We start from the raw sequence: 22,763 nt of genomic DNA, 5'->3' as shown, positions 1-22,763 counted from the left end.
ATCAATCCGTATCGGGGGTGTGTGCACGGCTGCATTTTCTGCCTCTGGGGCGACACTCCAATTCTAATGGCCGACGGCACAACGAAATCGCTTCACAAGATTGCCGTGGGTGACGAGATCTTCGGAACGGTCCGAGAAGGTCGGTACCGTCGCTATCGGCCGACAAAGGTACTCGCCTGCTGGAGCACCGTCAAGGAAGCGTATCGCATTACCTTGGCTGATGGCACCGAGCTGATCGCCAGCGGCGACCACCGGTTCCTAAGCGACCGGGGCTGGAGGTTCGTCGTTGGGGCGGAGCAAGGTCCCTTGTGCCGTCCGCATTTGACGGTGAACAGCAGGTTGATGGGAACCGGATCCTTTGCTGCGCGCCCGTCGCGAGACGAGGACTACGAGCGCGGCTACCTCTGCGGGATGGTGCGAGGCGACGGTTCCCTGGGACTTTACGAGTCCCCGACGGCCGTTTCCGTTGAGACACGGGTGTTCAGTTTCCAGCCGGCCGCTGAAAAGTGGCGCGCCGTGCGCATTCGCACCGCCGCGCGCGGACAGGTTGAGATGATTCAGCGGATAATCGCGTGGCCGGACAATCCACCGGATGGGTGGTGCAAGGGATTCCTCGCGGGCATCTTCGACGCCGAAGGGGGTACAACGAACGGCTCCCTGCGAATTGCCACCACGAATCCAGTCATGATTGCGTTCATACAGAGATGCCTGAGGCGCTTGGGCTTCAGGTCAGTCGTAGAACAGTACGACGAGGCACGCGGCAAGCCGATCGCGTACGTCCGGCTATGCGGAGGCTTGGGAGAGCGTTTGCGCTTTTTCCAAACGGTCGAGCCCGCCATCTCAACGAAACGCCACATCGTCGGGCATGCCCTGAAAAACACAAGCATCCCGATCGCGTCAATAGAGCCCATCGGGGCGCGCGAACTTTTCGACATCACGACCGGCACCGGGGACTTCATCGCTAACGGTATGGTCAGTCACAACTGCTTTGCGCGCCGCACGCACTGGTTCCTCGACGAAGACGGTGTCGGCGAGTGGAGTTCCAAGATCTTCGTCAAAGTAAACGCGCCGGAGCTGCTCCGCCGGGAGCTTGCGCGTCCATCCTGGCGCCGTGAAGATGTCGCGCTCGGCACCGCCACCGATCCATACCAGGCACTTGAGGGCAAATACCGCCTGACCCGGCGGATCCTAGAAGCACTCCGCGACTTTCGGACGCCGGTCAACATCATCACACGCTCGCCGCTCATCTGTAACGACGTCGACGTGCTGGCCGGCCTGGCGAAGCGCGCGAAGATCACGGTGTGCATCAGCATCGCAACGACCGACCCGCATGTCGCGCGCGAGATCGAGCCGACCGTCGCGCTGCCGGAGCATCGCTTCCGCACGATCGAGACGCTTACCGCGGCCGGGATCCGCGCCGGCGTGATGCTGGCGCCGATCCTGCCGGGTCTGACGGACAGCCGGGCAAACATCAACGCGGTCGTGCGCGAAGCCCGCGCGCACGGCGCGGATTTCGTGAGCGGGATTGTGCTCCATCTCGGGGACGTGACGAGGGACGCGTTCTTCCAATTTCTGGGAGCGAGCCATCCTGCGCTTGTGCCGCGCTACCTACGAATGTATCGCGGGAAGTACGCGCCGGACAATTATCGCGCCGGGATCCACGAGGTCGTCGACGCGGCGAAGAAGCAGTACGGGATTCAGACAAGACGCTACCTTGAACCCGAACCGGAACCGGCTCAGCTTCCCCTGTTCGACGGCTGACCGTCGTCTCGGGGAATCTCCGGAGTTAGAGCGACGGCCGCCGGTCCGGAGTAGCGTCCATCGGACACCGGCACGGTGACGCTCCGCACCGGGGACAGCCGGCCGCGTAGCGTGCGGCCGCCCGGTCGAGATCGACGCCGCAGAGGACCGCCACGCTGAGGGTCCAGGCCAGCACGTCGGAGAGCTCGGAAGCGAGCGCGGCGCGGTCGCCACCGCGAATCGCCTTCGCGACTTCACCGATCTCCTCGACGAGACGGCGAAACGTTCCGTCGACGCCTCGTGCGCGGTCCCGATCGCTGAAGGTGGATTCGATCTGAGCCTGCAGAACGCCGAGGTCCACAGCCGGCGCGTCAGTCGTCGTCCTCGTCGTCTCGGTCGCGCTCCTCGCCGCCGCCGCCGTCGCCGTTCTGGTCCTTGGCCTTGATCTTGCGCTCCATGATGACGGCGTTCGCGGTTGTGCCGGAGAACTTGAAGCCCTCCCTCGCGGCGCGGTTCAACTCATCTTGAACCGACTCCGGTCGGTCCTGCACCCAGACCACGCGGTACTCCACGCCCTTCTTTGCCATCGTGCCCTCCTCAGCCAACCGGCTCCGCGATTTGCATCACGAGTATAGCCAAGCAATCGATCGGGTCAAAAGCCTAAGGGCACCGCCGAAGCGCCCTCTGTCGATCGGGACCGTAGCGATAAACGAGAAAATGCGAATCGAATGCGAAGGCATCACGAATACCGACGCGTTCCATAATGGCAAACGTTGCGCAGTCGACAAAACTAAAGGTTTGATCGGGAAACGCCTGGATAATTCGCCACGCCGCCTCGACGTCAACGGCAAGCGCGTTGAGGATGGCTATTTGGGTATCGCGCAGGGCGCCCCAAAATTCCAGGGCCTGTCTTCGCCCGAGGTGCGCGTGGAGCAGACTCCAGGTCTCCGCAATGATTAGATCGGTCGTGACGAGCGTGTCGCGAGGGATTCGTTGCGTGTAGAAACGCCGAGCTTCCAAATGGTGACGGTCGGCGGTGTCGGCAAGCGCGTACCACGCACCCGTGTCAACGAGAATGCTCACGCTTCAACGCCTCGGCAATATAAGCATCGTGGCGCTCAGAAATGTCCGCGCGGTCGCTTGAGCCAAGGCCCACGAGCTTCATGAAGGCGTCGGTGCCGGGCTTCTCGCCCGGGCTGCTATCTTTGACGTGCTCACGCACTAGACGGCGCATTAACTCGGCAAGCGAGATGCCTTGGCTTCTCGCTTCGGACCTCAGTACCTCCAAGTCGGCTGGATCGAGGTAAATGAGAGTACGTGACTTCATTTGGACTTGGCTCCCGAATAGATGTCAAGATATCGATATCATGACATCTATCGAGAGTCAAGTGGACATCGACGGAACTTCGGGCTTCTTTCTTCTACCGAACCGCGACGACGCGGGCGGCGAGCCCGACGAGTGTCTTGCCGGCAAGAATCGGAAGGCCGTAGACGGTAACGGGACGCCCCGCCGCGATCTGAGCGATCCACAGTCGTGATGCGCCCTGGACGAAGTACGTCTGCGCGGATGTGCACACCATGGTCCCGCCGACGAGGAGGCCGCCGACGTCGCGGCGCACCGCCTCGATCGGTCCCGAGACCTGCGCGCCCTGCGACGAGACGAACTGGACGGTCACATGCGAGGCCACGACGCTGCCGTCCGAATTCACGGCCCCGTCGACCTGCACCACGTCAAACGGGGACACAGACGACGCCGCGGCGGGGCCTTCCGCCCGCACCTGCGTGGCCGCGGTCAGCAAGACGGCGTGCCGCGTTCCGGCATCGGTCACGACATCGATCGTCGAGCCCGAACGGCCTGTCACCACGCCCGCGACGTGACCGGCGGGGCCGGCCGGCACGGCGGGTTTCGCCCCCTGGGGCGTCGAGAACACCATGGCGAGCGCCATGATCTCCTCGCCCGGGTTCATCACGCCCCAGATCTCGATGTGATCGCCGCCCCTGAGCGCCTCCCACCCGATCGGCCTCGACGCGCTGTCGGTCATCACCGACTGCGGCAGCACGCGAACGAAGTGCTTGCCGTACAGGGAAAGCGTCCGCCAGGCGGAGCCGCCTTCGAACACTTCGGCTTTGCTCGGCGCGACCGCCGCGACCGACATGAGCCCGGTGGCCGGTGACGCCGAGACGAGCGTCCCGGCGAGACTGACCCGCGCCCACCCCCGGGGGAGCGCAGCGGGGACCGCGGCCGCGCCGCGCGCCCGCGGCACGCCGACGAACGTCGAGGGCGCCGCGGCGGCGATCGCGCAGGCGAGTACGGCCGCCATCAGCCACGCGGCACGACGCATCGGCTTAGGGCGGGGTGAGGCCCGCGGGGACGGCGGAGGGGGCGGTCGCCGGGAGCGTCGGCGTCATCGACGCGGTGTCCACCGCGCGCCGGACCGCGGCGCGGAGTGCGTCCGGCCGCATACCCAGCTGCGCCGCGAGGTCGGTGACCGAGAGGCTCCCGTGAACGAAGCGCACCGTGGTATCGACGCTCGTCCCGAGCGCGTGCGCGATCGCGAACGTGCGCGCGATCTCGGGAAACGTCAGGCCCTCACCGCGGAGGCGCCGTACCGTCTCGGGATCGGCCGCGGTCCGCCGCGACACGTCCGTCACGAGGGCCTGCTCGCGGCCGGCGACCAGCTGCCCGGCGACCAGCATCAGCGTATCCGACGGCGCGGTGCCGACCGCGGTGATCCGGAGGCCGTGCTGCTCCCAGATGAGGACGCGGAAGTAACCGAGGTCGATGAAGCGCCCCGGTTGCGACTGCACGCGCACCGGCTGCCCGGCGGTGGGCCACCCGATCGACCCGGCGGGCGCCTCGAAGAACGAGATGATGTTCCCTCCGTCGCTGTAGCGCAGGTACGCCGAGGTGAGGCTGCCGAACCGGCTGACCGCGCCGCCCCGGAACGTGTAGCCCTCCGGCAGCGCCGGCGGGACGAGCACGGGGAAGCCCACCTGCGCCTGCAGCTCCGCCGGGTTCAGGGTGCCGCCCGCCAGCGTCTGCAGCGAGACGGTGCGCGCCCCGGCCGGCGGCCGGTACCGGAAGTACGCCGCCGGGAGGTTCAGGCTGAAGCTGATCCTGGAAAAGTACGTCGCGAGCACGAGACCCCGCGACGCGTCGCGATCCTCGGAGCGCAGCACCGTCCCGGTCAACCGGTCGACCCAGAGCTGGCGCTGCACCCCGGCGCCGTGCGGCGTGAGCGACAACACGTAGGCCTGCCGCCCGATCACCTCGTCGGTGCCGAGCAGGAGGATGTCGTAGTTCCGCGTCAGCAGCGTGAGCGCGGCCGGCCCGCCGGCGTCCTGGATGCTGCGGTCTTCGAAGAGCATGTTGAGGGCCGGCTCGTAGTGCCGCGCGGTCGTGCCGTCGTCGATGATCAGCCGGCCGGCCACGTCCTCCGGCGAGAGGTATTCGAGCCGCAGCAGGTTCGGCCGCTTGTGCGACTCCGCGACGGTGACCGTCTCCATCCGGCCGTTGCGCAGCGCCGTGATGATCTTCGTGCCTTCGTAGTCGATCAGGCGGGGCGCGTCGAGCGCCATCTTGAGGATCGCCCGCGGGGCCGCGGGCGCGGCGGAGACGGACGGCGAGGGCGGCGTGAGCGGCGCGCCGAGCGCGGCGCCGGCGATCAGCAGCACGAGCCCGGCGGTCATCGCCTTCGGGACGAACCGCGTCATCGGACGCCGTCCCCGACCGGACGCGGCGTCTCACCCGCGAGCACGAGCTCCGCGTCGCCGGCGACCAGTCCGACGTACGCGCGGTCGACCAGCGGCGCCGTGCCCATCTGCATCGCATGATCGTGCACGTACAGATCGACGCCGATCTCGGTCGCGTGCAGGCGGTCCACCGTGCCCTTGACGAGCGGGATCGCCGCCAGCGCCATCACGATGAGGACCGCGGCGAGCGCCCAGGCGGGCCGGCGCACCGTGATGCCGCGAGGCGCGAAGTGTTCGAGGACCGCCCGCACGGCGCGCAGCCAGGCGGTCCCTTCGAAGCCGGCGGATGCCCCGCGCGTCGCGGGGTTCCGGATCGCCGCCCAGCACTCGTCGGGCGGCTCGGCCGCGGGCAGCCCGCCGAGCAGCTCCCGGGCGGCGCGCAGGTTCTCGTAGGCCTCGCGGCAGACGGCGCAGTCGAGCAGATGCGCATGCACCGCCCGCATCTCCGCGGCCGTCAACTCGGAATCGATATAGGCCGACAGCAGGCGTCCCGCGCGATGGTGGTTCACGGCTGCCACCCCCGCCGGCGCGCCTCGACGTACGGGCGCAGGCGCACTTGAAGCACCTGCCGCGCGCGGTGCAGCCGCGACTTCACGGTGCCGAGCGGCACGCGCAGCATCGCCGCGATCTCTTCGTAGGCGAAGCCTTCGATGTCGCTGAGGACGACGACCATGCGAAGGTCGGGGCTCAGCACGGCGAGCGCCTGCTGGATCGCCCCGTCGATGTGCCCCCGCTCGAAGACGGCCTCGGGGTTGGCGGCGGCGTCGGGAAACTCGCGGGTCAGCTCGCCGCGCGGCGTGTCGATCGGCGCGTCGAGCGACTCGACCCGGGCCTTCGGACGCCGGCGCAGCAGGTCGATGTATAGATTGCTGACGATGCGGTACAGCCAGCTCTCGAGCGGGGCGCCCGGCTGCACACGCCGCAGCGCGCGGTACACACGGAGGAAGGCCTCCTGTGAGAGATCGCGGGCGTCGGCCTCGTTGCCGGTCATCCGGTACGCGATGTTGTAGACATGCCGCGCATAGCGCTGGACGATCCCGTCGTAGCGGGCGAGCTCCTCCGCCGTGTAGGCGGGCGCCTTCACGGCCTCAGGCGGCGGGGCCATAATCGCCACGGCGGCGGCGGTTTCGCTGGTCACGCTCATTACCCGGTGTAACGAGCAAACGCGGCGGAAAGTTTCGGATCACCGCCCCCGCCGAGGTCCCGCCCGGCACGACGGCCGGCTGGCGTGCGGTAGATTGGCCCCTACCTGGCGACGACGTTGACCAGCTTGCCGGGGACGACGATGACATCCTGAACGGCCTTGCCGTCCGTGAACTTGCGGACCCGTTCACTCTCCAGCGCGACGTCGCGCAACCGCGCCTCGTCGAGGCCGGCCGGGACGCTGATGCGGTCGCGCACGCGGCCGTTGACCTGCAGCACCACCGTGACCGTGTCTTCGCGCACCGCGGCGGGGTCCCACGCCGGCCACGGCTGCTGATGCACGCTGTACGCGCCCCCGAGCCGGGCCCAGAGCTCCTCCGCGACGTGCGGCGTGATCGGCGCCAGCATCAGGACGAGCGTCCGCAGCGCCCCGCTCCACTCGCCCGTGGCCGGCCCGCCCTGCGCGCGCAACTCGGAGAGCCGGTTCGTGTAGCTCATCAACGCCGCGAGCGCGGTGTTGAACCGGAACCCTTCGAGATCGTCGGTCACCCGCTTGAGCGTTTGGTGGGTCGCGCGGCGAACCTCCGCGGCCACGTCGCTGCCGTTGCCCGTACCGTCCGGACGCGCGGACGCCTCGCCGGTCTCCAGCACGAGATGCCAGACGCGGTGCAGGAACCGGTGGACTCCCTCGATGCCGCGGGGATTCCACGGCCCGCCGCCGTCCCACGGCCCGATGAACATCAGATACGCCCGCACCGTGTCCGCGCCCACCGTGCCCACGTAGTCGTCGGGGTTCACGACGTTGCCGCGCGACTTGCTCATCCGATTGCCGTCGGGGCCGAGGATGATGCCCTGGTTGAACAGCCGGAGCATCGGCTCGTCGAACCAAGCGAGCCCGAGGTCGCGCATCGCCTTCGTGAAGAACCGCGTGTACATCAGATGCAGCACGGCGTGCTCGATACCGCCGGTGTACTGGTCGACCGGCAGCCAGCGCCGTCCGCCCTCGGGATCGAACGGCCGCGCCGGATCGTGGGGGCTCAGGTACCGGTACTGATACCACGACGAATCGACGAACGTGTCCATCGTGTCGATCTCGCGCTCGGCCGGCCCGCCGCACTTCGGGCACGTGGTCTTGCGGAATTTCTCGTGGTACTTGAGCGGCGACTCGCCGGTCGGCAGAAACTCCGCGTCCTCGGGCAGCAGCACCGGCAGATCGTCGCGCGGCACGGGCACGGTGCCGCAGGACGGACAGTAGATGATCGGAATGGGCGTGCCCCAGTAGCGCTGGCGGCTGATCAACCAGTCGCGCAGCCGGTACGTCACCGCGGCGCGGCCGCGGCCCGCCCGCTCCAGGGCCTCCGTCACGCGGCGGCGGCCCTCGTCGCTCGGCAGCCCGTCGAAGGACCCGGAGTTCACCATCGTGCCCTCGCCGGTGTACGCCTCGGCGAGCGGCTTGCCGTCCCAGTCGGGCGGCGCGATGACCGTGGGCGTCGGCAGCCGGTACTTCTTCGCGAACACCCAGTCGCGCGTGTCGTGCGCCGGGACCGCGTGAATCGCGCCGGTGCCGTACGAGAGCAGCACGTAATCGCCGATGTAGATCGGTATCGGCGCGTTCGTCAGCGGGTGCCGCGCGTAGGCGCCGATGAAGACGCCGGTCTTCTCGCGGTCCTCGGCGAGGCGCTCGATCTCGGTCTGCCGGCGCGCGCGGTGCACGTAGACCGACACCGCGGCCCGGTGCTCGGGGGTCGTGAGCTTCTCGACCAGCGGGTGCTCCGGCGCCAGGACGAGGAACGTCGCGCCGAACAGCGTGTCCGGGCGCGTCGTAAACACGGTGATCGCATCGCCCTGCTCGCTCGCGTAGACGATCTCCGCGCCTTCGCTTCGGCCGATCCAGTTGCGCTGCAGCGTCTCGACGCGCTCCGGCCACCGCATCTTGCTGAAATCGAGCAGCTGGTCCGCGTACTTCGTGATCCGGAAGAACCACTGCTCGAGGTCCTTCTTGATTACCGGCGTGCCGCACCGCTCGCAGACCCGCTCCGCGCCGACGACCTGCTCGCGCGCGAGCGTCGTGTTGCAGTGCGGGCACCAGTCGACCGGCGCCATCGCCCGGTACGCCAGGCCGGCCTCGTAGAACTTGAGGAAGAACCACTGGTTCCAAACGTAGTACTCCGGCAGGCACGTGACCACTTCGCGCGACCAGTCGAACATCGCGCCCATCGAGCGCAACTGCCCGCGCATCCGCTCGATGTTCGCGATCGTCCACTTGTAGGGGTGGATGCCGTGACTGATCGCCGCGTTCTCGGCCGGCAGCCCGAAGGCATCGAAGCCCATCGGGAAGAGGACGTTGTGGCCGCGCATGCGCTGGTACCGCGCCCGCGCGTCGGACGGCGTCATCGCGTACCAGTGCCCGATGTGGAGGTCGCCGCTTGGGTACGGGTACATCGTCACAAAGTAGTACTTCGGCCGGGAGGCGTCGTCGCGGACGCGGTACAACCCGTCCGCCTCCCAGCGGGCCTGCCACTTGCCTTCTATGGCTTTCGGATCGTAGGGATCGGTCATGGTCGTGCCTCGGGGGTTCCGGGGCGTTCTCTCATCTTACCCGAAAAGGCGCCCGCGGGCTACATCACCTGACGGATGTCGCCGCCGAGATAGCCGGTCGCAGCAACCAGGAGCGCCGCCCCCACGGTGAGGTACAGCGCCCAGGGAGGCAGCGGAGGGTTCCCGGTACGCCAGCGCCAGGTGAAGATACCGAGGAACACCGCCGTCGCGAGGTACGCGCTCATGCTGTGTGTCCAGTGCCGGGTGAGGACGCCGGTCCCCACCCCCTGCGCTTCCAGATTCAGCAGATCCATCCAGCCGGCCGCGATGCTGACGAGGCCGCCGAGCGCGCCGATGCCGATCAGCCAGTACGCAGCCTCACGGAAGACGGGACGGTCCGGCTGCCGCCAGGCGAGGACGTCGAAAAATGCGGCGGTGAGCCAGAGCGCGATCGGGAAATGAACGACGAAAGGGTGGATCAGCACGCCGGCCGATCCACCCCTCGCGGTAAAAGCACGTCTATGGAACTATTGCCCGAGTTCGTCGGACGCCTTGGCGAGATGCTCGGCGACCACCTTGGCCCAGGGCTGGGCCTGCGCCACGTCGGTCATGCCCTTCGCCTGCATCGCAAGGGTCAACGCGATGTTCGCGTCGTTCCACGCCGCCTGCGCGCCGGGAACCATGCGCGAGACGGCCGTCTTCAGGTCCGGCATGATCCCTTTGCCCTGTCCCTGACACGGATAGCCGACCGCCTGAACGAAGTGCGGACCCGTCGGGCCTTCGAGGCAGTTGATGGTGTGTTGCATGTGCAACTGGGTCGCGGCGATCGCGCCCTTTTGCGCTAGTTCGCCAGCGTGGAACGTGGCGGTCTTGAGCTGCGTTTTGATCGAGCCGACGAGATCCGTCCCCATCATCGCGCCGCTCGACGGCAGCGTCGCGAGCGCCACGAAACAGACGACAAGTACTCCGGTGCCCCATCCCTTCACGCTCTCGCCCCCTTTACGAGTTCAAAGGTCGCCGGCCCCTGGGCGCGCCGGCGTCCCCGCCATCATCCGGAGCAATTGTAACAACAGTATACCGTTCGACGGCTTATTCCTCTTCGAAGAGGCGCTCGCCGCGGTGGAGCCGCCGGGCGATCTCGAAGGTCTGCCCCTGCGCCCGGACGGTGGGGGCATGAGCGGCGAGGTATCTGGCCGCGGCCACGAGCATGTGGGCGCCCGCCTCCGCCCGCCACAGCTCCGCATACTGGCGGACTGCCGCCTCGAGCATCTGTATAGTATGGAAGTTTCTGTCTTCACGAACGAGCAGACGCCCGAGGATCGCCACGAGCGGCGCGGCGGCGTTCTCCCGGGCGAGGTACGTCGCAACCAGGCGGGCGGCCGGCGCCACCTGCTGCTGACGGTCGAGCGCGGCGGCGAGACCGGCCAACAGTTCCGGACCGGCCGGCGCCCCGGGATCCGGGTCCGGCAGCCGGGCGGGCGGGACGTTCAGGAACCGGTCGAGGTAGACGCTCATCGCGGCGTCAAAAACGCCACGCGCAAGGGGCTCCGAACCGGTCGCGACTCCGATGCGGCGGAGGCCCTGATGCACCGCGTTCGCGAAGGTGAACGTGTGCAGCGCGGTGTCCCAGTCGCCGAACTCGTTCGACTGGGGGAACCGCGCGATGCGGAGCGCGGCGGCATACACGACGTCCGCGGCCGCGTCCGCCGGCGTGGATCCCCGGCGCAGGGCGTCGAGGAGCGCGTCGGCGATCGCCTGCGGGTCCTCGCCCAGCAACACGGAGATCATTTCGCTGCGGTCGCGACCCTCGCCACTCGGCGCTGCACCGACGCCTTCACCGTTCCTCCGCCGTCGCCCGGCTTCGAGCGCCGCCGGAAGGACATCGGCCGCCGCTTCCACGATCGCCACGAGGTCGACGGGATGCCGCCACTCGTTGGACTCCTCCATCCGATCGGCTGTGGCGTAGGCCGTCGCGAGGCTGGCGAGTACCCCTTCGGCGCGGTCCCATCCCGCGATGTCGAGCGCTTCGAACGCTTTGTTGGTGAAGTCGAGCACGTGCCCCGTCTGAATAAACCGGTGGTCCGTGGCCGCCGCGAACAACATGCGCGCGAGCGCCGCCGCGTCCGCGCCCTCACGCACCGCGGAGACGACGCAGCGCTCGGCGCCCTCGGCGTCCCGGACCTCGACGAAGCGCCGGAACCAGGCGGTCAGCCGGTCTATCCCGGCCGCCTCGTCCGGCAGCGGCGCCAGCACGAAGCGCGGAGCCGCGCCGGCCGTATCGCGCGCCACCGCGCTCAGGCCCTGGTACAGTGCCCAGGAGCGGTCGGCCTCGTCGAGGTGCGGCAGCAAGTTGGCGTAGCAGGTCAGCATGGTGAGTCCCTGACCCCACCCCGCGCCGCGATACCGCGTCCCAAACTCGACGCCGATCCGGACCGCCTCCACGGCGCCGGCGTCGTCGGCGCCGAGCACGAGCGACGCCTTCGCGATCACGAGGGGGATGTCGCGCTCCAGTCCGTCGCGGAGCCGGCGCCGGTGATGCGCGCGCGGATCGCCGCGCGGCGCGAGGTCGACGTATATTTCATCGCCGCGGATCTCAACGGGATACGATCTCACGTCGTCGGCAAACTGGTCGAACGTGCCGCCGCCGGCGAGATCGAACCGGGCGTGGTGCCAGTGACAGGTCAGGATCCCGTCGGCGACGCTGCCGCGGTCGAGCGGAAACCCCATGTGGGGGCAGCGGTTATCGATCGCGTAGACTCGTCTGTCTGACACGAAGAGCGCCACGGCGTGGCCGTCCAGCTGAACGGCCAGCCGGCCGGTGCGCCGGACGTCGTCGGCGCGTGCGGCGCGCATCCAGCGCGAGGCCGTCGTCTTCATCGCCTTCACCCCGTCCATACGCATCACCCCGCCTTATTGCATCACCACAGCCGGCGTGCCGCCCCGTTCCGGCGCGCAGCGCGGCGCCGTCCGTTCGGCCAGGGGGTCACTCGGCGCCCGGAGCCGGAGCGGGCTCCGCAATCGCCGGCACGAGCCCCCGCGTCGCGAGCGCGGCGACGCCCAGCGCCGCTGCGGACGCGACGAACACCGGGCGGATACCGGCGGCCGCCGCGAACATCCCGCCCGCGATCGGGCCCACAAGATTACCGATCATAATCGCGCTGCTCGTCAGTCCCATGATACCTCCGAGCCGCTCGGCGGGCGCGCGGCGCGCCACGATCGCGTAGAGCGGCGGCATGAGTCCGCCGACGGCGAGCCCGAGCGCGGCACGCAGGATGAACAGCGTGACCGGCCCCCGCACGGCTGCCTGGGCGGCGTACGCGACACACGCCCCCCACAGCACCATCGTGAGCACGCGGCCCTCGCCGAGACGATCGGAGATGCGGCCCCACATCGCGGCGCCGGCCATCGACGCGAACCCGGTCACGGAGAACAGCACCCCGGCCACGGTCGCGACGCGGGGCACGGGCACGCCGAGCGTCTGCACGAACACCGGAAAGATCGGCTCCACCGCCATTACGGCCAGGTTGCTGGTGCAGAGGAGCAGCCCCACGGGGCGCAGCGCCGGCGAGCCGAGGAAGTACGCGAGATTGTCTCGTACGCCGGGGCCGCCCTCGCGGGCCGGCGAGCGGGCCGCCTCTTTCGTCGCAATTAGGACAACCGCGGTACCGCCCCAGCACATGAGGCCGGTGATCACGAAGACCCCGCGGAACCCTATCGCGTCGGCGAGGGCGCCCCCGATCAGCGGCCCGATGATGCCGCCCGCGGTGAGCGAACTCTGCAGCACCCCCATCGCCGTGCCGAGCCGGTCGCGGGGGATCGACGAGGAGACGAGGGCGTTCGTCGCGGCGACAAAGCCGCTCACCCCGCCCTGGACCACGCGCAGCGCGAGCAGCTGCCACACCGCCCCGACCGCGGCGGCGAGCATGTTCGTAAAGCCGATGCCGGTCAGCGCCCGGATCACCATGATCTTGCGGCCGTAGCGGTCGCCGAGGACGCCCCACAGCGGCGCGATCAACGTCTGGGTCAGAAACGGCGCGGCAAAGAGAACCCCGCTCCAGCGCTCGACGTCCTCGAGACGATGCACGCCGAGCGTTCCGATATACAGCGGCATGAACGGCACCACGAGCGTGAGGCCGATCATCGAGACGAACTGGGCGGCCCACAGCGCGTACAAGTTTTTCTGCCACTGCGCCATCACCGCCGCCTCCGCGCCCGGGAAGGTTCCAACGTCCGGCCGCCAGAACTTCTGCGGGCACCCACCACGCGCGACACGGAGGCACGAATGCGCCAACCGCTCGGACCCGACGCTCTCGCGAGGCTGCGGACGTACACGACGCCGACGCTGTCCAACGCGATCGAAACCTTCAACGTCCGTCCGAAGAACACCGGCTTCACCCGCGGGCAGATCCGCTGCCTGTTTCCGGATCTCGGGCCCATGGTGGGGTACGCGGTGACCGCGACGTGCCGGGCCGCGACCGCGCCGCCGCCGGATGCGACCGCGCGGCGCGCGGCGCTGTGGCGCGCGATCGAAGAGGTGCCCGCGCCCAGAATCGTGGTGATCCAGGATCTCGACGATCCGCCCGGCATCGGCGCCTTTTGGGGCGAGGTACAGAGCAACATCCACTACGCGCTGGGCTGCGTCGGCACCGTGACGAACGGCGGTGTGCGCGATCTCGACGAGGTACGCGCGCTGCGCTTCCACTTTTTCGCCGGGAGCACGGTCGTCTCCCGCGCCTACGTGCACCTGGTGGACGTCCGGGTACCGGTGGAGGTCGACGGCCTCGCCGTGCGGCCGGGCGATCTGCTGCACGCGGACCGGCACGGGGTGCTGTCGATTCCCGACGAGATCGCGGGACGGCTCGACGACGCGGTGGAGCGGATCAACCGGTCGGAGCAGGAGATTCTGGCGTACTGCCGCCGGCCCGACTTCACCCGCGAGGGCCTCGAAGCAATCTACCTGAAGCGGAAATAGGCGCATGCTGGCCAAGGTCGCGATGTTCGAGATGCTGCGCGCCCGCGGCGTGCGCCACGTCTTCGGCAACCCCGGTACGACCGAACTGAACTTCATGGAGATGTTCGCGGACTACCCGGACATCCGGTACGTGCTCGCGCTGCAGGATGCGATTCCGGTCGGGATGGCCTACGGCTACGCGCAGGCGACCGGGGAGCCCGCCTTCGTCAATCTACACATCACGCCCGGTCTCGCCAACGGCCTCGGCAATATCTTCAACGCGTACCGCGCCAAGGTGCCGGTGGTCGTCACCGCCGGCCAGGTCGACACACGCATGATGTTGCAGGAGCCGTCGCTGTGGAGCGATCTCGCGCGGCTCGCCTCACCGTACACGAAGTGGTCGTACGAAGCGCGCGCACCGGAGGACGTGCCGGTAGCGCTTGCCCGCGCGTTCAAGACCGCCGCGGCGCCTCCCACGGGCCCCGTTTTCCTCGGCCTGCCGATGGACTGCCTCGACGGAGAAGTGCCGGGGCCGGCGCCATGGTTTGAGGTCGAGCCCGACACGATGCCGTCGCCCGCCGTGCTCGATCGCATCGCGGCGGCGCTCGCCGGGGCCCGCGACCCGGTGGTCATCGTCGGCGGCGGCGCGGCCGGCGCCGGGGCGCGCGCGGCGCTGGTCCGCATCGCGGAGGCGACGGGCGCGCGGGTTTACGGCGAGCGACTGCCGACACGGTCCGCTTTCCCAACGGACCATCCGCAATACCTCGGGATGGCGGGGCTCGCGCTGCCCGAGCTGCAGGCGGAGATCGGCGCGGCCGACGCAGTGGTGCTCGCCGGCGCCCGGAAGTTCGCCGGACTGCTGTACACGCCGCCGGTACATCTCGCCGCGCGAACGACGGTGGTGCACATCGATCCCGATCCGTGGGAGCTCGGCAAGAACGTCATCCCGACGATCGGCGCGGTCGGCCACGTCGGCGCCACGCTGACGGAGGTGGCGGATCGGCTCGCGGCGCGGCTCGGCACCGACGGGCGCGCGGCGGGCGCGGAGCAGCGGCGCCGCGCCGTGGCAGAGGAACGCGCGCGGCGTGAGGAACGCTGGCGGCAGGCGGCGACGCCGCCCAAGGCGGGCGAGCGGATGTCGGCCGCCTGCGCCTACCGCATTCTCGGCGAGACGATGACGGAGGCGACGACGATCGTCGATGAGGCCGTGACGGCCGCCCGCATCGTCGACCGCTATCTGCCGCTGCGCACCGAACGGTCCTACTTCGGGATCGCGGCCGGCTCGCTCGGTCTGGGGCTACCGGCCGCCCTCGGCGCACAGATGGCGTGGCCGGACCGGCACGTCGTCTGCACCATCGGCGACGGGTCGCTCATGTACACGGTCCAGGCGCTTTGGACCGCGGCGCGCTACCACATCCCCGTGACGGTGTTCGTCGTCGACAACCGGGCGTACGAAGTCCTCAAGTCCGGCATGCGGTCGTACAAAGGCGGCAGCGTGCGCCGGGAACGGCTCGTAGGAATGGATCTCGACGAGCCGGTGATCGACATCTCGGCGGTCGCGCGCGGTTTCGGGGTCGCCTCACGGGTCGTCAACGAGCCCGGCGAGCTGCGGGAAACGCTCGCGGAGCCCGCGGCGGAGCCGCGCCTCCTGGACGTCCTGGTGCGCGAAGAGACGTGAGCGTTCGCGACCATCGCCGCCTATCCTAACTCGCGGAAGCGTCCGCGAGGCAGCGCTTCCGAACGTGTGTTACTCGGTCAGACCAGGCCGCGCCGTCGTCCAGAACAGCGGATTGACCCAGTGGCCGTCCGCGTACAGACCCCAGTGCAGGCTGGGGCCGGTGACGAGGCCGGTCGCCCCAATGCGGCCGATCGGCTCGCCCTGCGCGACGCGCTGGCCGGGGTGCACGAGCAGCGCCGACAGGTGCAGGTACTCCGTTAGAACGCCCTGTCCGTGATCGAGGACGACCGTGTTGCCGCCCAGCGGCAGCGCCCGCGCGAGCGCGACCGCGCCGCCGTTCGCCGCGGCGACCGGAGCGCCCGCCGGCGCCGGGAAGTCGACGCCCTGGTGCCACCATTCGCGGACCCCATTATAGAAACCCATCTCCCCGTAGGGTGAATCGATCTGTCCGGTCACCGGCATCCGAAACGGTCCGTGCCAGAGTGTCTCCGGCGTGCGACGCCCGAGCACGGAGTTCAACGCGGCGCGCTCGATCGCCAGATTCTTGGGGGTGATCAACGCCGTCGTGCTCGGCGGCAGCGTGAGATGGCGCTCCGGGAACTGCGCCGGCCCGATCCGGACGCTCCGCCGCAGCGTATCGACGCCGCCACCCGGGGCCGTAATCACGACGTCGACCGGATAGGTCCCGGGCGGCGTATCGGGATCCGTGCCGCGCAGCGCGCGCCACGTCCCTTCACCCTCCGCAAAGGCCTGGATTGGGCTTCCGTTGAAACGGACGGCGACCGTGGAGCCCAACGTCGCACGCACGAGAATCGCAAGGGTGTCGCCCTGCACCGGCGCGGCCGGCATGATGACGACCGGCTCCGCGGCGCCCGCCGCGCGGGACGGTAGCGGACCGGCGACGAGCACCGCCGCCGCGGCACCGGCGATCACACCTGCCCAGTGTCGGGCCGCGCGGTCTCGTAAGTTCACGTTCCGGCTCCTTCGACTCGACAGAATGATAGGCGATTTGTTCCCGTTACGCGTCCACCCTTCGGGCGCGGCCCGATCGCTCCTGTCGAACGTCGATTTTGAGTCATTTCCGGATGAGGCAGTCGCGCGGGCAGGCCCACCCGGCGCCCGGCGGGAAGAAGTCGGTTAGGAGATCGAGCGAGTTGGCGGACCGCTTCTTCAAGGCCACAGCCCTAGCCGGAGAGCTGCATCTCACGGACTTCAACTATTGGGATGAGTGGGATCCGGCGAAGGTCACGTATCGCGACGAAGCTGAAGCGAGCTGGCTCAAGCGTATGGGCGGCAACGAGCACCGCGTGATCCGCACCACCGTCGAGCTGGAGGCCGCCCTCGGGGACTCGGTGTCGGCGCGGGGCCTTCAGCTGTATATCGCCGACGGGCTGCTCGACGAGGCGCGGCGCCTGTGGGAGCGCATGAAGCAGGGGCGTAAACGACGCTGAACGACGATCGCCCTACGAACTGAAGCGCGAGCGGCGAGAAGTTACGTTGAGCCTCGGAAAGGCTTGCGCCCGGCTCGTTCGAAAGATATTCCGGCACCGTCCAATCAAGCGATGCACGCTTCGGACGCGTTCCGGTACTAGTCCGTTGAGGACGTATGCGGCTCTCCGTGATCGTTCCCACCTACAATGAGCGCGAGAACGTGCCACATCTCGTCGAGCGTCTCGAACGCGCGCTCGGACGCGTGTCGCACGAGTTGATCTTTGTTGACGACAGCACCGACGGAACCGACGACGAGATAGCCCGCCTGGCGGTAGGGCACCCCAACATCGTGCTCGTGCACCGCGAGATCCGCGGGGGACTGGCAACGGCCGTGGTAGAGGGATTCCGGCGCGCCGAGAGTGACGCGGTCTGCGTTCTCGACGCGGACCTTCAGCATCCGCCGGAGGTCGTTCCGTCGCTCGTTGAGGCTCTGGAGCGTACCGGCGCGGATCTTGTCGTCGCCAGCCGCAACGTCCGAGGCGGCGGTTACGAGGCGTTTTCGGCTGTCCGGCGCCTGGCGTCGCAGGTGGCCACGCACCTCGCCCGCGCGCTGCTTCGACGGGCCCGGCTGGTCGCCGATCCGATGTCGGGGTTTTTCGTGGTGCGCCGAGAAGCAGTACGAGGGATCGCACTCCAGCCGGTCGGCTACAAGATCCTCCTTGAGATCCTCGTCCGTGCCCCCCTGCGGCGTGTCACCGAGGTGCCGTACACGTTTCGCGCCCGGGGCGGGGGAACAAGCAAGTTGACGCTCCGCCAACAAGGCGAGTACCTGGCGCACCTCCTGCGTCTCCTCGCGGTTCAACCCGAGGACTTGCGGTTCTTGCGGTTCTGTCTCGTCGGGTCTGTCGGCGCGCTCGTCAACATGGGAGTTCTCTGGGGTCTTACTACCCGCGGTATTCACTATTTTCTGGCGGGGACGGCCGGGACCGTGATCGCCACGACTTCTAACTTCTTGTTGAACGACGCTTTCACGTGGCAAGACCGCCGGTCGACGTCGGCGCCCATGCGTGCAGGACGATACCTGCGGTACTGGGTGGTGACGGGCGTGTCCTCGGCGGTTCAGCTCGGTCTGCTCTTCGCGCTGACGACGGCGGGCACGCCGTACCTCATCTCGAACGTGATTGGAATCGGTGCGGCGGCAATCTGGAACTTCCGAATGAATGGCGCGTGGACGTGGACCACGCCGCGACAGCCGATCGCGCGCGTCTCCGTCGACTAGTATCGGTATTGGTGGCCCCAGGGGAATTCGAATCCCCGTTTCAGCCTTGAGAGGGCCGCGTCCTAGGCCTCTAGACGATGGGGCCGTTCGACCGAATCAGAGTATACCAACCGACGAACAGAGGGGCAACCGCACGTATCGCGCCGGCCGCACGCTCAGTCACTCGGCCGGGCGTGCCGCGTTCTAAATCGCGTACCCCCGCCGGTCGTCGGTGCGCCGCCGGCGAGAAACCCGGCGAGCCGGCGCGGATGATACGTTGTAGACGGGCGCAGGGTATCGGGAGCAGGCAGGCGAACTCACGACGAGCGAATCAGGACATCGTTCACCGTGACCACACACCAGTGAAAACTCTCGCGCAGTGGTCTGTCCGTCTCGCGGCCCTTCTCGTCTTGCTGGCCGTGCTGTTTATCCCCCGGATCCCGCCCCGGCCGTCCACGCAGGCGCCGGCCTCGGGGCTCCAGCCGACGGCCATCCCGCGGGGCGACGCGCGCTTCCTCGTGGTGGGACTGACCCAAGACAAGATGCGCACCGACACAATCGAAGTCATCCATTGGGACGACACTCACCACAAGGTGCGCATCCTCGGCATCCCCCGCGACATCAACGTGTCATTGCCGGGCATCAGCAACACCAAACTGGTGCACGCTTACGCTACGGGCGGCATAGGCCGGGCGCGCGCGGCGACCGTGCGGCTGCTCAACGTCCCGATCGCCCACTACGTCGTCTTCAGCCTGCCGGCGATGCGCCACATCGTCGACCTCATCGGCGGCGTCCCGATCAACGTCGAGAAGCGGATGGTCTATACGGATCGCCTGCAGGGTCTGTACATCAACCTGTATCCCGGCTACCAGGTGCTCGACGGCGCGCACGCGGAGCAGTATCTGCGCTTCCGCCACGACAAAGACGGCGACATCGGCCGCATCCGCCGCCAGCAGCTGTTCCTGCGCGCCGCTGTGGCCCAAACGCACAAGCCGAGCGTCGTGATCCACATGCCGGAGATCATTCAAACCGCGCACGCCGACGTTGAAACCGACCTCACCAGCTCGCAGGTCCTGGGCTGGCTGCAGCGCGTGCAGCCGCTCAAGCCCGAGCAGATCAGCACGGAATCGATCGACGGCCGCCCGGCCGTCCTCTACGACACACTGGCGCGGCAGCGCCTCGACTTTTGGATCCCGGACCCCGGCGATCTCCGGGCGAAAGTGCGGTGGCTCCTGACCGGCGTGCTTCCGGACCCGAAACCGTAGCCGAAGAGCCGCGGCCTAGACGATCTCCGCTTCGGTCAGGATCCCGCGGAGGACATCTCGCTGGCCGGCCGAGAGCGGTTGCAGCGGGCTGCGCGGGTTGCCCCCGTACAGGCCCGCCATGTCCATCGCCGCCTTGAGCCCGGCCACGCCGAAGCGCGCGGTTACCGCCGTGTTCGGCGCAATCAGGCGCAGTTGAAGCGCCTTGGCGTCCGCGTGCTTTTCCCGCGCCGCGAGGGTCAGGAGGTCGCAGCACTGCTGCGGCGCGATGTTGGCCAGCGCGAGAACGCCTCCGACGGCGCCGAGCGCGACGGCCGGATACAGGAACCCCGCGGACCCGGCTAGCGCCTGGAATCCGGGACGGCTGTTCCTGATGATCTCTCCAAGCTTGGAGAGGTTCCCGCTGCTGTCCTTGACCGCGGCGATATTGGGATGCGCTGACAGCGCGATGACCAGGTCGGCCGGCAGATCCACCATCGTGTTGGCGGGCATGTTGTAAATGCTGACCGGAATCGGCGACGCGTCGGCCACCCGCCGGTAGTAGTCGGTGAGCGCGGCGGCGTCCATCTTGGACTTGTAGTAGCTCGGGTTGATCAGCAGCGCGACGTCGGCCCCAAGCGCCGCTGCCTTCTTGACCAGGGCCATGGTGCTGTGCGTCGACTCGCACCCGCAACCCGCCAGGAAGAGCTTCCCGGCGGGGATGAGCGCCCGCGCCGCTTCGAAGTACGCGAGCTTCTCCGCGTCGCTGAGGTACGGCATCTCACCGTTCGTGCCCAACACCGCGTACCCGGCGAGCGGGAACGTATTCCACCGGTGGAAGTTGGACGCCAGCGCCTTGAGGTCGAGCTCGCCGGCCGCGTCGAACGGCGTCGGAATCGGCGGGAAGATACCTCTCATCGAAACCGGCGGCGGCTCCACGCGTGCCTCCTCAGGGCGCCCCGCTTCGCGCAGGCGGCGCCTGTCGTCCTTTATCGTATCGTACGGGCCGCGGCGCGGCGGGGCTATCCGACGGAGAGCGTAATTTGGACTCGGGCGAACGGTTGACCGGCGGAACGGGCGAGCGGCCGGGCATCGCGCAGGCCGCGCCGCCGCGGCGGCGCTACGGGCCGGTTCGCGGCGGGCCGGTGGACGACGGCTCCATCACATCGATGCGAAACACCACGTTGCGGTCGGACGCGGTCGGGCTCGGCCGGATGCCGAACCACACGCCGAGCGCATCGTACATGAGGGTCGTGGCCTTTTCCTGAGACGTGACCGCAACCGTCCAGGAGGGGGCGCCGAGGGCGGCGCTGATGTCGGCCTCTGCGCTGCCGGCATGCAGGCCTTCCCGCGTCCGGTACGCGCCGTCGTTGAGGACCCAGATCTGTCGCACGACTCCCCCATCCGTCGCCCGGACGCCCAGGCCGGAGCCCGCGGGGGCCGCATACCACGTATAGTCGGTACCGACACCCGGCCGCGCCGCGGTCTCTTTGGCGGGGCCGAGTACCGCTACGACGTCCTGCACCTTCATTCCGAGACGAATGGGTCCGATGCTCCGGCCGGGAACGACGAGCATCGCCCCGCCCGGCTGCTCCGGCGGAGCGGCCGGGGCGCCGACGGCCGGCTTTTGGACCGCCTCCGGAATAGCCACGATCACCGCATTTTCGTCGTCGGCCGCGACGACGTGAAAGCGAGCGGGCGTGGCGCATTCCACGACGACCCGCACCACGTCCGGGGTGAACTGCCCGACCCGAATTCGGCGAATCACGCCTTCCGCCGGGTGCGCGGTACCCGCCGGCAGCCCGAGCCGCGCGTTAAGAATGTCGACCACGATCCAGTCCGGCCGAACCGGTTGCACCTGGTAGCGCACAGGCGCCGAGGCCCGGATGACCACTTGAAGCTCGCGTCCTTCTGTTCTGGTCGTGACACCCGTCACGGTCGCGGGTTCCGCGGATACGGCGCCGCTCGGCCTTCCCGCGATCGTGAGCAGAGCGCAGACGGCGGCCGCGATGCCGACACGGACAATCCGGGTGCCGCCGAGCCGTCTCATGCCCTTCCCCCCTGGCGCGCTGCCGTCGACGTGGAGAATTCGCCGCGCCGCCGCAAACTCTTGGCGCGCTACGCCGATACGGTGCTCCGCAGCCGCCGCAGTCCGGTTCACGTACGCCTTGTGAGGGCTGGATGTTCCTCCAAAAGACGGCCGGAGGCTACCCCATCGGAACGATGGTCGGTTCGACGGTGCGGCAGCATAGTAGTTTGGCAGGTTGCACATCGCCGGGGGAGGTGACCGACAAATGCCGGGGTGGTTTGTGCTGGCGTGGCTCGCGGCCGGCCTTCATCGCAACGAGCGCGGTCAGGGTACGGTCGAGTACGTCCTGTTGATCCTAGGGGTGGTACTGTTCCTGATCGTGGCCGCACTCGCGCTGCAGGGGGTCCTCAGCGGCGCGATTTCCTCGATCAGTTCGTGGATGGGGGCGCAGAACCCACCGTAAACCGAGTCACGCGGTAGCGAACAACGGGCCGGGCCCGATCCCGGCCCGTTTTCTGTTGCGCCGGCTGTGGGATGCTGGATGACGACGCGTTCACGGCGCACATCGACGAGCCCGTGCCTTTTCGACCGAGCGAATCAGACGTCGCCGATCCCCCGGCGCTCCGCCCAGGCGCCGCCGAGGCGTGCCAATTGCTGCTCAGACAGAGTGTCCTCGGCCAGGGGGAAACACACCTCTTCTTCGGCCGAGAAGTGCTCGCGCGCCAATGCTACCGCGCCCGCCGCGGTCTCGCGTGCGACATCGGGCTCCGTCGCCCCCGGGAGACGCTCGAACGCCGCCTCAATGTCCGCGTGCATTCGGCGCATGCTCTGGACGACTCCATTCTCGGCGCCGAGCTGCCGCTCCAGGCTGACGAAGAGCAGCGTGTCCTCCAGGTTCGAGTGAGATTGGACCCCGGCGGCAAAGACCGCGATACTTGCCTGAATATCGTCGATCGACTGCATATCCGAAAGCGCGGCCTCGAGGTAGCGGATTTCAGCGT

The 22,763-nt window shown here is 68.5% G+C and carries 24 protein-coding genes and 1 tRNA gene; 7 read left to right on the top strand and 18 right to left on the bottom strand.

Annotation, left to right across the window (positions count from 1 at the left end; genetic code table 11):
• On the top strand, positions 1-1,761 hold a 1,761-nt coding region (locus VFL28_05340), incomplete at its 5' end, for an LAGLIDADG family homing endonuclease (protein HET7264072.1).
• Between the two features lie 25 nt (positions 1,762-1,786).
• On the opposite strand, the gene VFL28_05335 is transcribed toward VFL28_05340, so the two are convergent.
• The 13 genes from VFL28_05335 to VFL28_05275 form a co-directional block, all read right to left on the bottom strand.
• A complete protein-coding gene (locus VFL28_05335) occupies positions 1,787-2,101 on the bottom strand; it encodes a MazG nucleotide pyrophosphohydrolase domain-containing protein (GenBank protein ID HET7264071.1) in 315 nt (104 codons plus the stop codon).
• Between the two features lie 10 nt (positions 2,102-2,111).
• Positions 2,112-2,327 carry a hypothetical protein gene (locus tag VFL28_05330; protein ID HET7264070.1) on the bottom strand — a complete coding sequence of 72 codons (216 nt, stop codon included), beginning with the start codon at positions 2,325-2,327 and terminating at the stop codon, positions 2,112-2,114.
• 73 nt (positions 2,328-2,400) lie between these two features.
• Entirely contained in the window at positions 2,401-2,823 is a 423-nt protein-coding gene (locus VFL28_05325; protein ID HET7264069.1) for a PIN domain-containing protein, read from the bottom strand.
• On the bottom strand, positions 2,807-3,067 hold the full coding sequence (locus VFL28_05320; GenBank protein ID HET7264068.1) for a CopG family transcriptional regulator: 261 nt from the start codon (positions 3,065-3,067) through the stop codon (positions 2,807-2,809). The genes VFL28_05325 and VFL28_05320 overlap by 17 nt, the downstream gene beginning before the upstream one ends.
• Before the next feature lie 94 nt (positions 3,068-3,161).
• Positions 3,162-4,061 (bottom strand): DUF5666 domain-containing protein, encoded by a 900-nt coding sequence (locus VFL28_05315; protein HET7264067.1) that lies wholly within the window; start codon positions 4,059-4,061, stop codon positions 3,162-3,164.
• Between the two features lie 25 nt (positions 4,062-4,086).
• Positions 4,087-5,454, bottom strand: a complete 1,368-nt coding sequence (locus VFL28_05310; protein HET7264066.1) for a sigma-E factor regulatory protein RseB domain-containing protein — start codon at positions 5,452-5,454, stop codon at positions 4,087-4,089.
• The gene (locus VFL28_05305; GenBank protein HET7264065.1) at positions 5,451-6,002 is read right to left on the bottom strand and encodes a zf-HC2 domain-containing protein; all 552 of its coding nucleotides are present in this window, start codon (positions 6,000-6,002) and stop codon (positions 5,451-5,453) included. The genes VFL28_05310 and VFL28_05305 overlap by 4 nt, the downstream gene beginning before the upstream one ends.
• Positions 5,999-6,631 carry a sigma-70 family RNA polymerase sigma factor gene (locus tag VFL28_05300; GenBank protein ID HET7264064.1) on the bottom strand — a complete coding sequence of 211 codons (633 nt, stop codon included), beginning with the start codon at positions 6,629-6,631 and terminating at the stop codon, positions 5,999-6,001. The genes VFL28_05305 and VFL28_05300 overlap by 4 nt, the downstream gene beginning before the upstream one ends.
• A gap of 107 nt (positions 6,632-6,738) precedes the next feature.
• Entirely contained in the window at positions 6,739-9,195 is a 2,457-nt protein-coding gene (gene leuS, locus VFL28_05295) for a leucine--tRNA ligase (GenBank protein HET7264063.1), read from the bottom strand.
• Positions 9,196-9,254: 59 nt separating this feature from the next.
• Positions 9,255-9,659 carry a DUF2231 domain-containing protein gene (locus tag VFL28_05290; GenBank protein HET7264062.1) on the bottom strand — a complete coding sequence of 135 codons (405 nt, stop codon included), beginning with the start codon at positions 9,657-9,659 and terminating at the stop codon, positions 9,255-9,257.
• A 42-nt stretch (positions 9,660-9,701) separates the two neighbouring features.
• Positions 9,702-10,160 (bottom strand): hypothetical protein, encoded by a 459-nt coding sequence (locus VFL28_05285; GenBank protein HET7264061.1) that lies wholly within the window; start codon positions 10,158-10,160, stop codon positions 9,702-9,704.
• A gap of 103 nt (positions 10,161-10,263) precedes the next feature.
• Positions 10,264-12,027: a Rieske (2Fe-2S) protein gene (locus tag VFL28_05280; GenBank protein HET7264060.1), complete on the bottom strand. Its 1,764-nt coding sequence runs from the start codon at positions 12,025-12,027 to the stop codon at positions 10,264-10,266.
• 130 nt (positions 12,028-12,157) lie between these two features.
• A complete protein-coding gene (locus tag VFL28_05275; GenBank protein HET7264059.1) occupies positions 12,158-13,369 on the bottom strand; it encodes an MFS transporter in 1,212 nt (403 codons plus the stop codon).
• An 87-nt stretch (positions 13,370-13,456) separates the two neighbouring features.
• Between VFL28_05275 and VFL28_05270 the strand changes: the two genes are divergently transcribed.
• Positions 13,457-14,146 carry an RraA family protein gene (locus tag VFL28_05270; GenBank protein ID HET7264058.1) on the top strand — a complete coding sequence of 230 codons (690 nt, stop codon included), beginning with the start codon at positions 13,457-13,459 and terminating at the stop codon, positions 14,144-14,146.
• A 4-nt stretch (positions 14,147-14,150) separates the two neighbouring features.
• Positions 14,151-15,803: a thiamine pyrophosphate-dependent enzyme gene (locus VFL28_05265; GenBank protein ID HET7264057.1), complete on the top strand. Its 1,653-nt coding sequence runs from the start codon at positions 14,151-14,153 to the stop codon at positions 15,801-15,803.
• 69 nt (positions 15,804-15,872) lie between these two features.
• Here the strand turns inward: VFL28_05265 and VFL28_05260 are convergent, their stop codons facing one another.
• Positions 15,873-16,775, bottom strand: a complete 903-nt coding sequence (locus VFL28_05260) for a M23 family metallopeptidase (GenBank protein HET7264056.1) — start codon at positions 16,773-16,775, stop codon at positions 15,873-15,875.
• A 182-nt stretch (positions 16,776-16,957) separates the two neighbouring features.
• Here VFL28_05260 and VFL28_05255 point away from each other — a divergent pair, with 182 nt between their 5' ends.
• Together VFL28_05255 and VFL28_05250 are read left to right on the top strand one after the other, a co-directional pair.
• On the top strand, positions 16,958-17,254 hold the full coding sequence (locus VFL28_05255) for a hypothetical protein (GenBank protein ID HET7264055.1): 297 nt from the start codon (positions 16,958-16,960) through the stop codon (positions 17,252-17,254).
• 167 nt (positions 17,255-17,421) lie between these two features.
• Positions 17,422-18,513, top strand: a complete 1,092-nt coding sequence (locus VFL28_05250; GenBank protein ID HET7264054.1) for a glycosyltransferase family 2 protein — start codon at positions 17,422-17,424, stop codon at positions 18,511-18,513.
• A 9-nt stretch (positions 18,514-18,522) separates the two neighbouring features.
• Here the strand turns inward: VFL28_05250 and VFL28_05245 are convergent.
• Positions 18,523-18,598, bottom strand: a tRNA-Glu gene (locus tag VFL28_05245).
• 256 nt (positions 18,599-18,854) lie between these two features.
• Between VFL28_05245 and VFL28_05240 the strand changes: the two genes are divergently transcribed.
• Positions 18,855-19,757: an LCP family protein gene (locus tag VFL28_05240; GenBank protein ID HET7264053.1), complete on the top strand. Its 903-nt coding sequence runs from the start codon at positions 18,855-18,857 to the stop codon at positions 19,755-19,757.
• Between the two features lie 15 nt (positions 19,758-19,772).
• On the opposite strand, the gene VFL28_05235 is transcribed toward VFL28_05240, so the two are convergent.
• Positions 19,773-20,672 (bottom strand): dihydrodipicolinate synthase family protein, encoded by a 900-nt coding sequence (locus tag VFL28_05235; protein ID HET7264052.1) that lies wholly within the window; start codon positions 20,670-20,672, stop codon positions 19,773-19,775.
• Positions 20,673-20,853: 181 nt separating this feature from the next.
• A complete protein-coding gene (locus VFL28_05230; protein HET7264051.1) occupies positions 20,854-21,783 on the bottom strand; it encodes an AMIN domain-containing protein in 930 nt (309 codons plus the stop codon).
• Positions 21,784-22,027: 244 nt separating this feature from the next.
• Here VFL28_05230 and VFL28_05225 point away from each other — a divergent pair, with 244 nt between their 5' ends.
• Positions 22,028-22,225: a class III signal peptide-containing protein gene (locus VFL28_05225; GenBank protein HET7264050.1), complete on the top strand. Its 198-nt coding sequence runs from the start codon at positions 22,028-22,030 to the stop codon at positions 22,223-22,225.
• Positions 22,226-22,359: 134 nt separating this feature from the next.
• On the opposite strand, the gene VFL28_05220 is transcribed toward VFL28_05225, so the two are convergent.
• Positions 22,360-22,763 (bottom strand): hemerythrin domain-containing protein (locus VFL28_05220; GenBank protein HET7264049.1); only part of this gene is annotated, 404 nt, incomplete at its 5' end.

This window comes from bacterium, assembly GCA_035691305.1.
Taxonomy (GTDB): Bacteria; Sysuimicrobiota; Sysuimicrobiia; order Sysuimicrobiales; family Segetimicrobiaceae; genus DASSJF01.
This window is presented reverse-complemented; position numbering and strand designations above follow the sequence as displayed.

What these genes read in the sequence shown, in the direction of transcription:
- leuS (HET7264063.1), bottom strand. Translation starts at nt 9,195, where the DNA reads ATGACCGATCCCTACGATCCGAAAGCCATAGAAGGCAAGTGGCAGGCC.
- VFL28_05320 (HET7264068.1), bottom strand. Translation starts at nt 3,067, where the DNA reads ATGAAGTCACGTACTCTCATTTACCTCGATCCAGCCGACTTGGAGGTA.
- VFL28_05310 (HET7264066.1), bottom strand. Translation starts at nt 5,454, where the DNA reads ATGACGCGGTTCGTCCCGAAGGCGATGACCGCCGGGCTCGTGCTGCTG.
- VFL28_05280 (HET7264060.1), bottom strand. Translation starts at nt 12,027, where the DNA reads ATGCGCGCCGCACGCGCCGACGACGTCCGGCGCACCGGCCGGCTGGCC.
- VFL28_05230 (HET7264051.1), bottom strand. Translation starts at nt 21,783, where the DNA reads ATGAGACGGCTCGGCGGCACCCGGATTGTCCGTGTCGGCATCGCGGCC.
- VFL28_05225 (HET7264050.1), top strand. Translation starts at nt 22,028, where the DNA reads ATGCCGGGGTGGTTTGTGCTGGCGTGGCTCGCGGCCGGCCTTCATCGC.
- VFL28_05315 (HET7264067.1), bottom strand. Translation starts at nt 4,061, where the DNA reads ATGGCGGCCGTACTCGCCTGCGCGATCGCCGCCGCGGCGCCCTCGACG.
- VFL28_05265 (HET7264057.1), top strand. Translation starts at nt 14,151, where the DNA reads ATGCTGGCCAAGGTCGCGATGTTCGAGATGCTGCGCGCCCGCGGCGTG.
- VFL28_05330 (HET7264070.1), bottom strand. Translation starts at nt 2,327, where the DNA reads ATGGCAAAGAAGGGCGTGGAGTACCGCGTGGTCTGGGTGCAGGACCGA.
- VFL28_05270 (HET7264058.1), top strand. Translation starts at nt 13,457, where the DNA reads ATGCGCCAACCGCTCGGACCCGACGCTCTCGCGAGGCTGCGGACGTAC.
- VFL28_05275 (HET7264059.1), bottom strand. Translation starts at nt 13,369, where the DNA reads ATGGCGCAGTGGCAGAAAAACTTGTACGCGCTGTGGGCCGCCCAGTTC.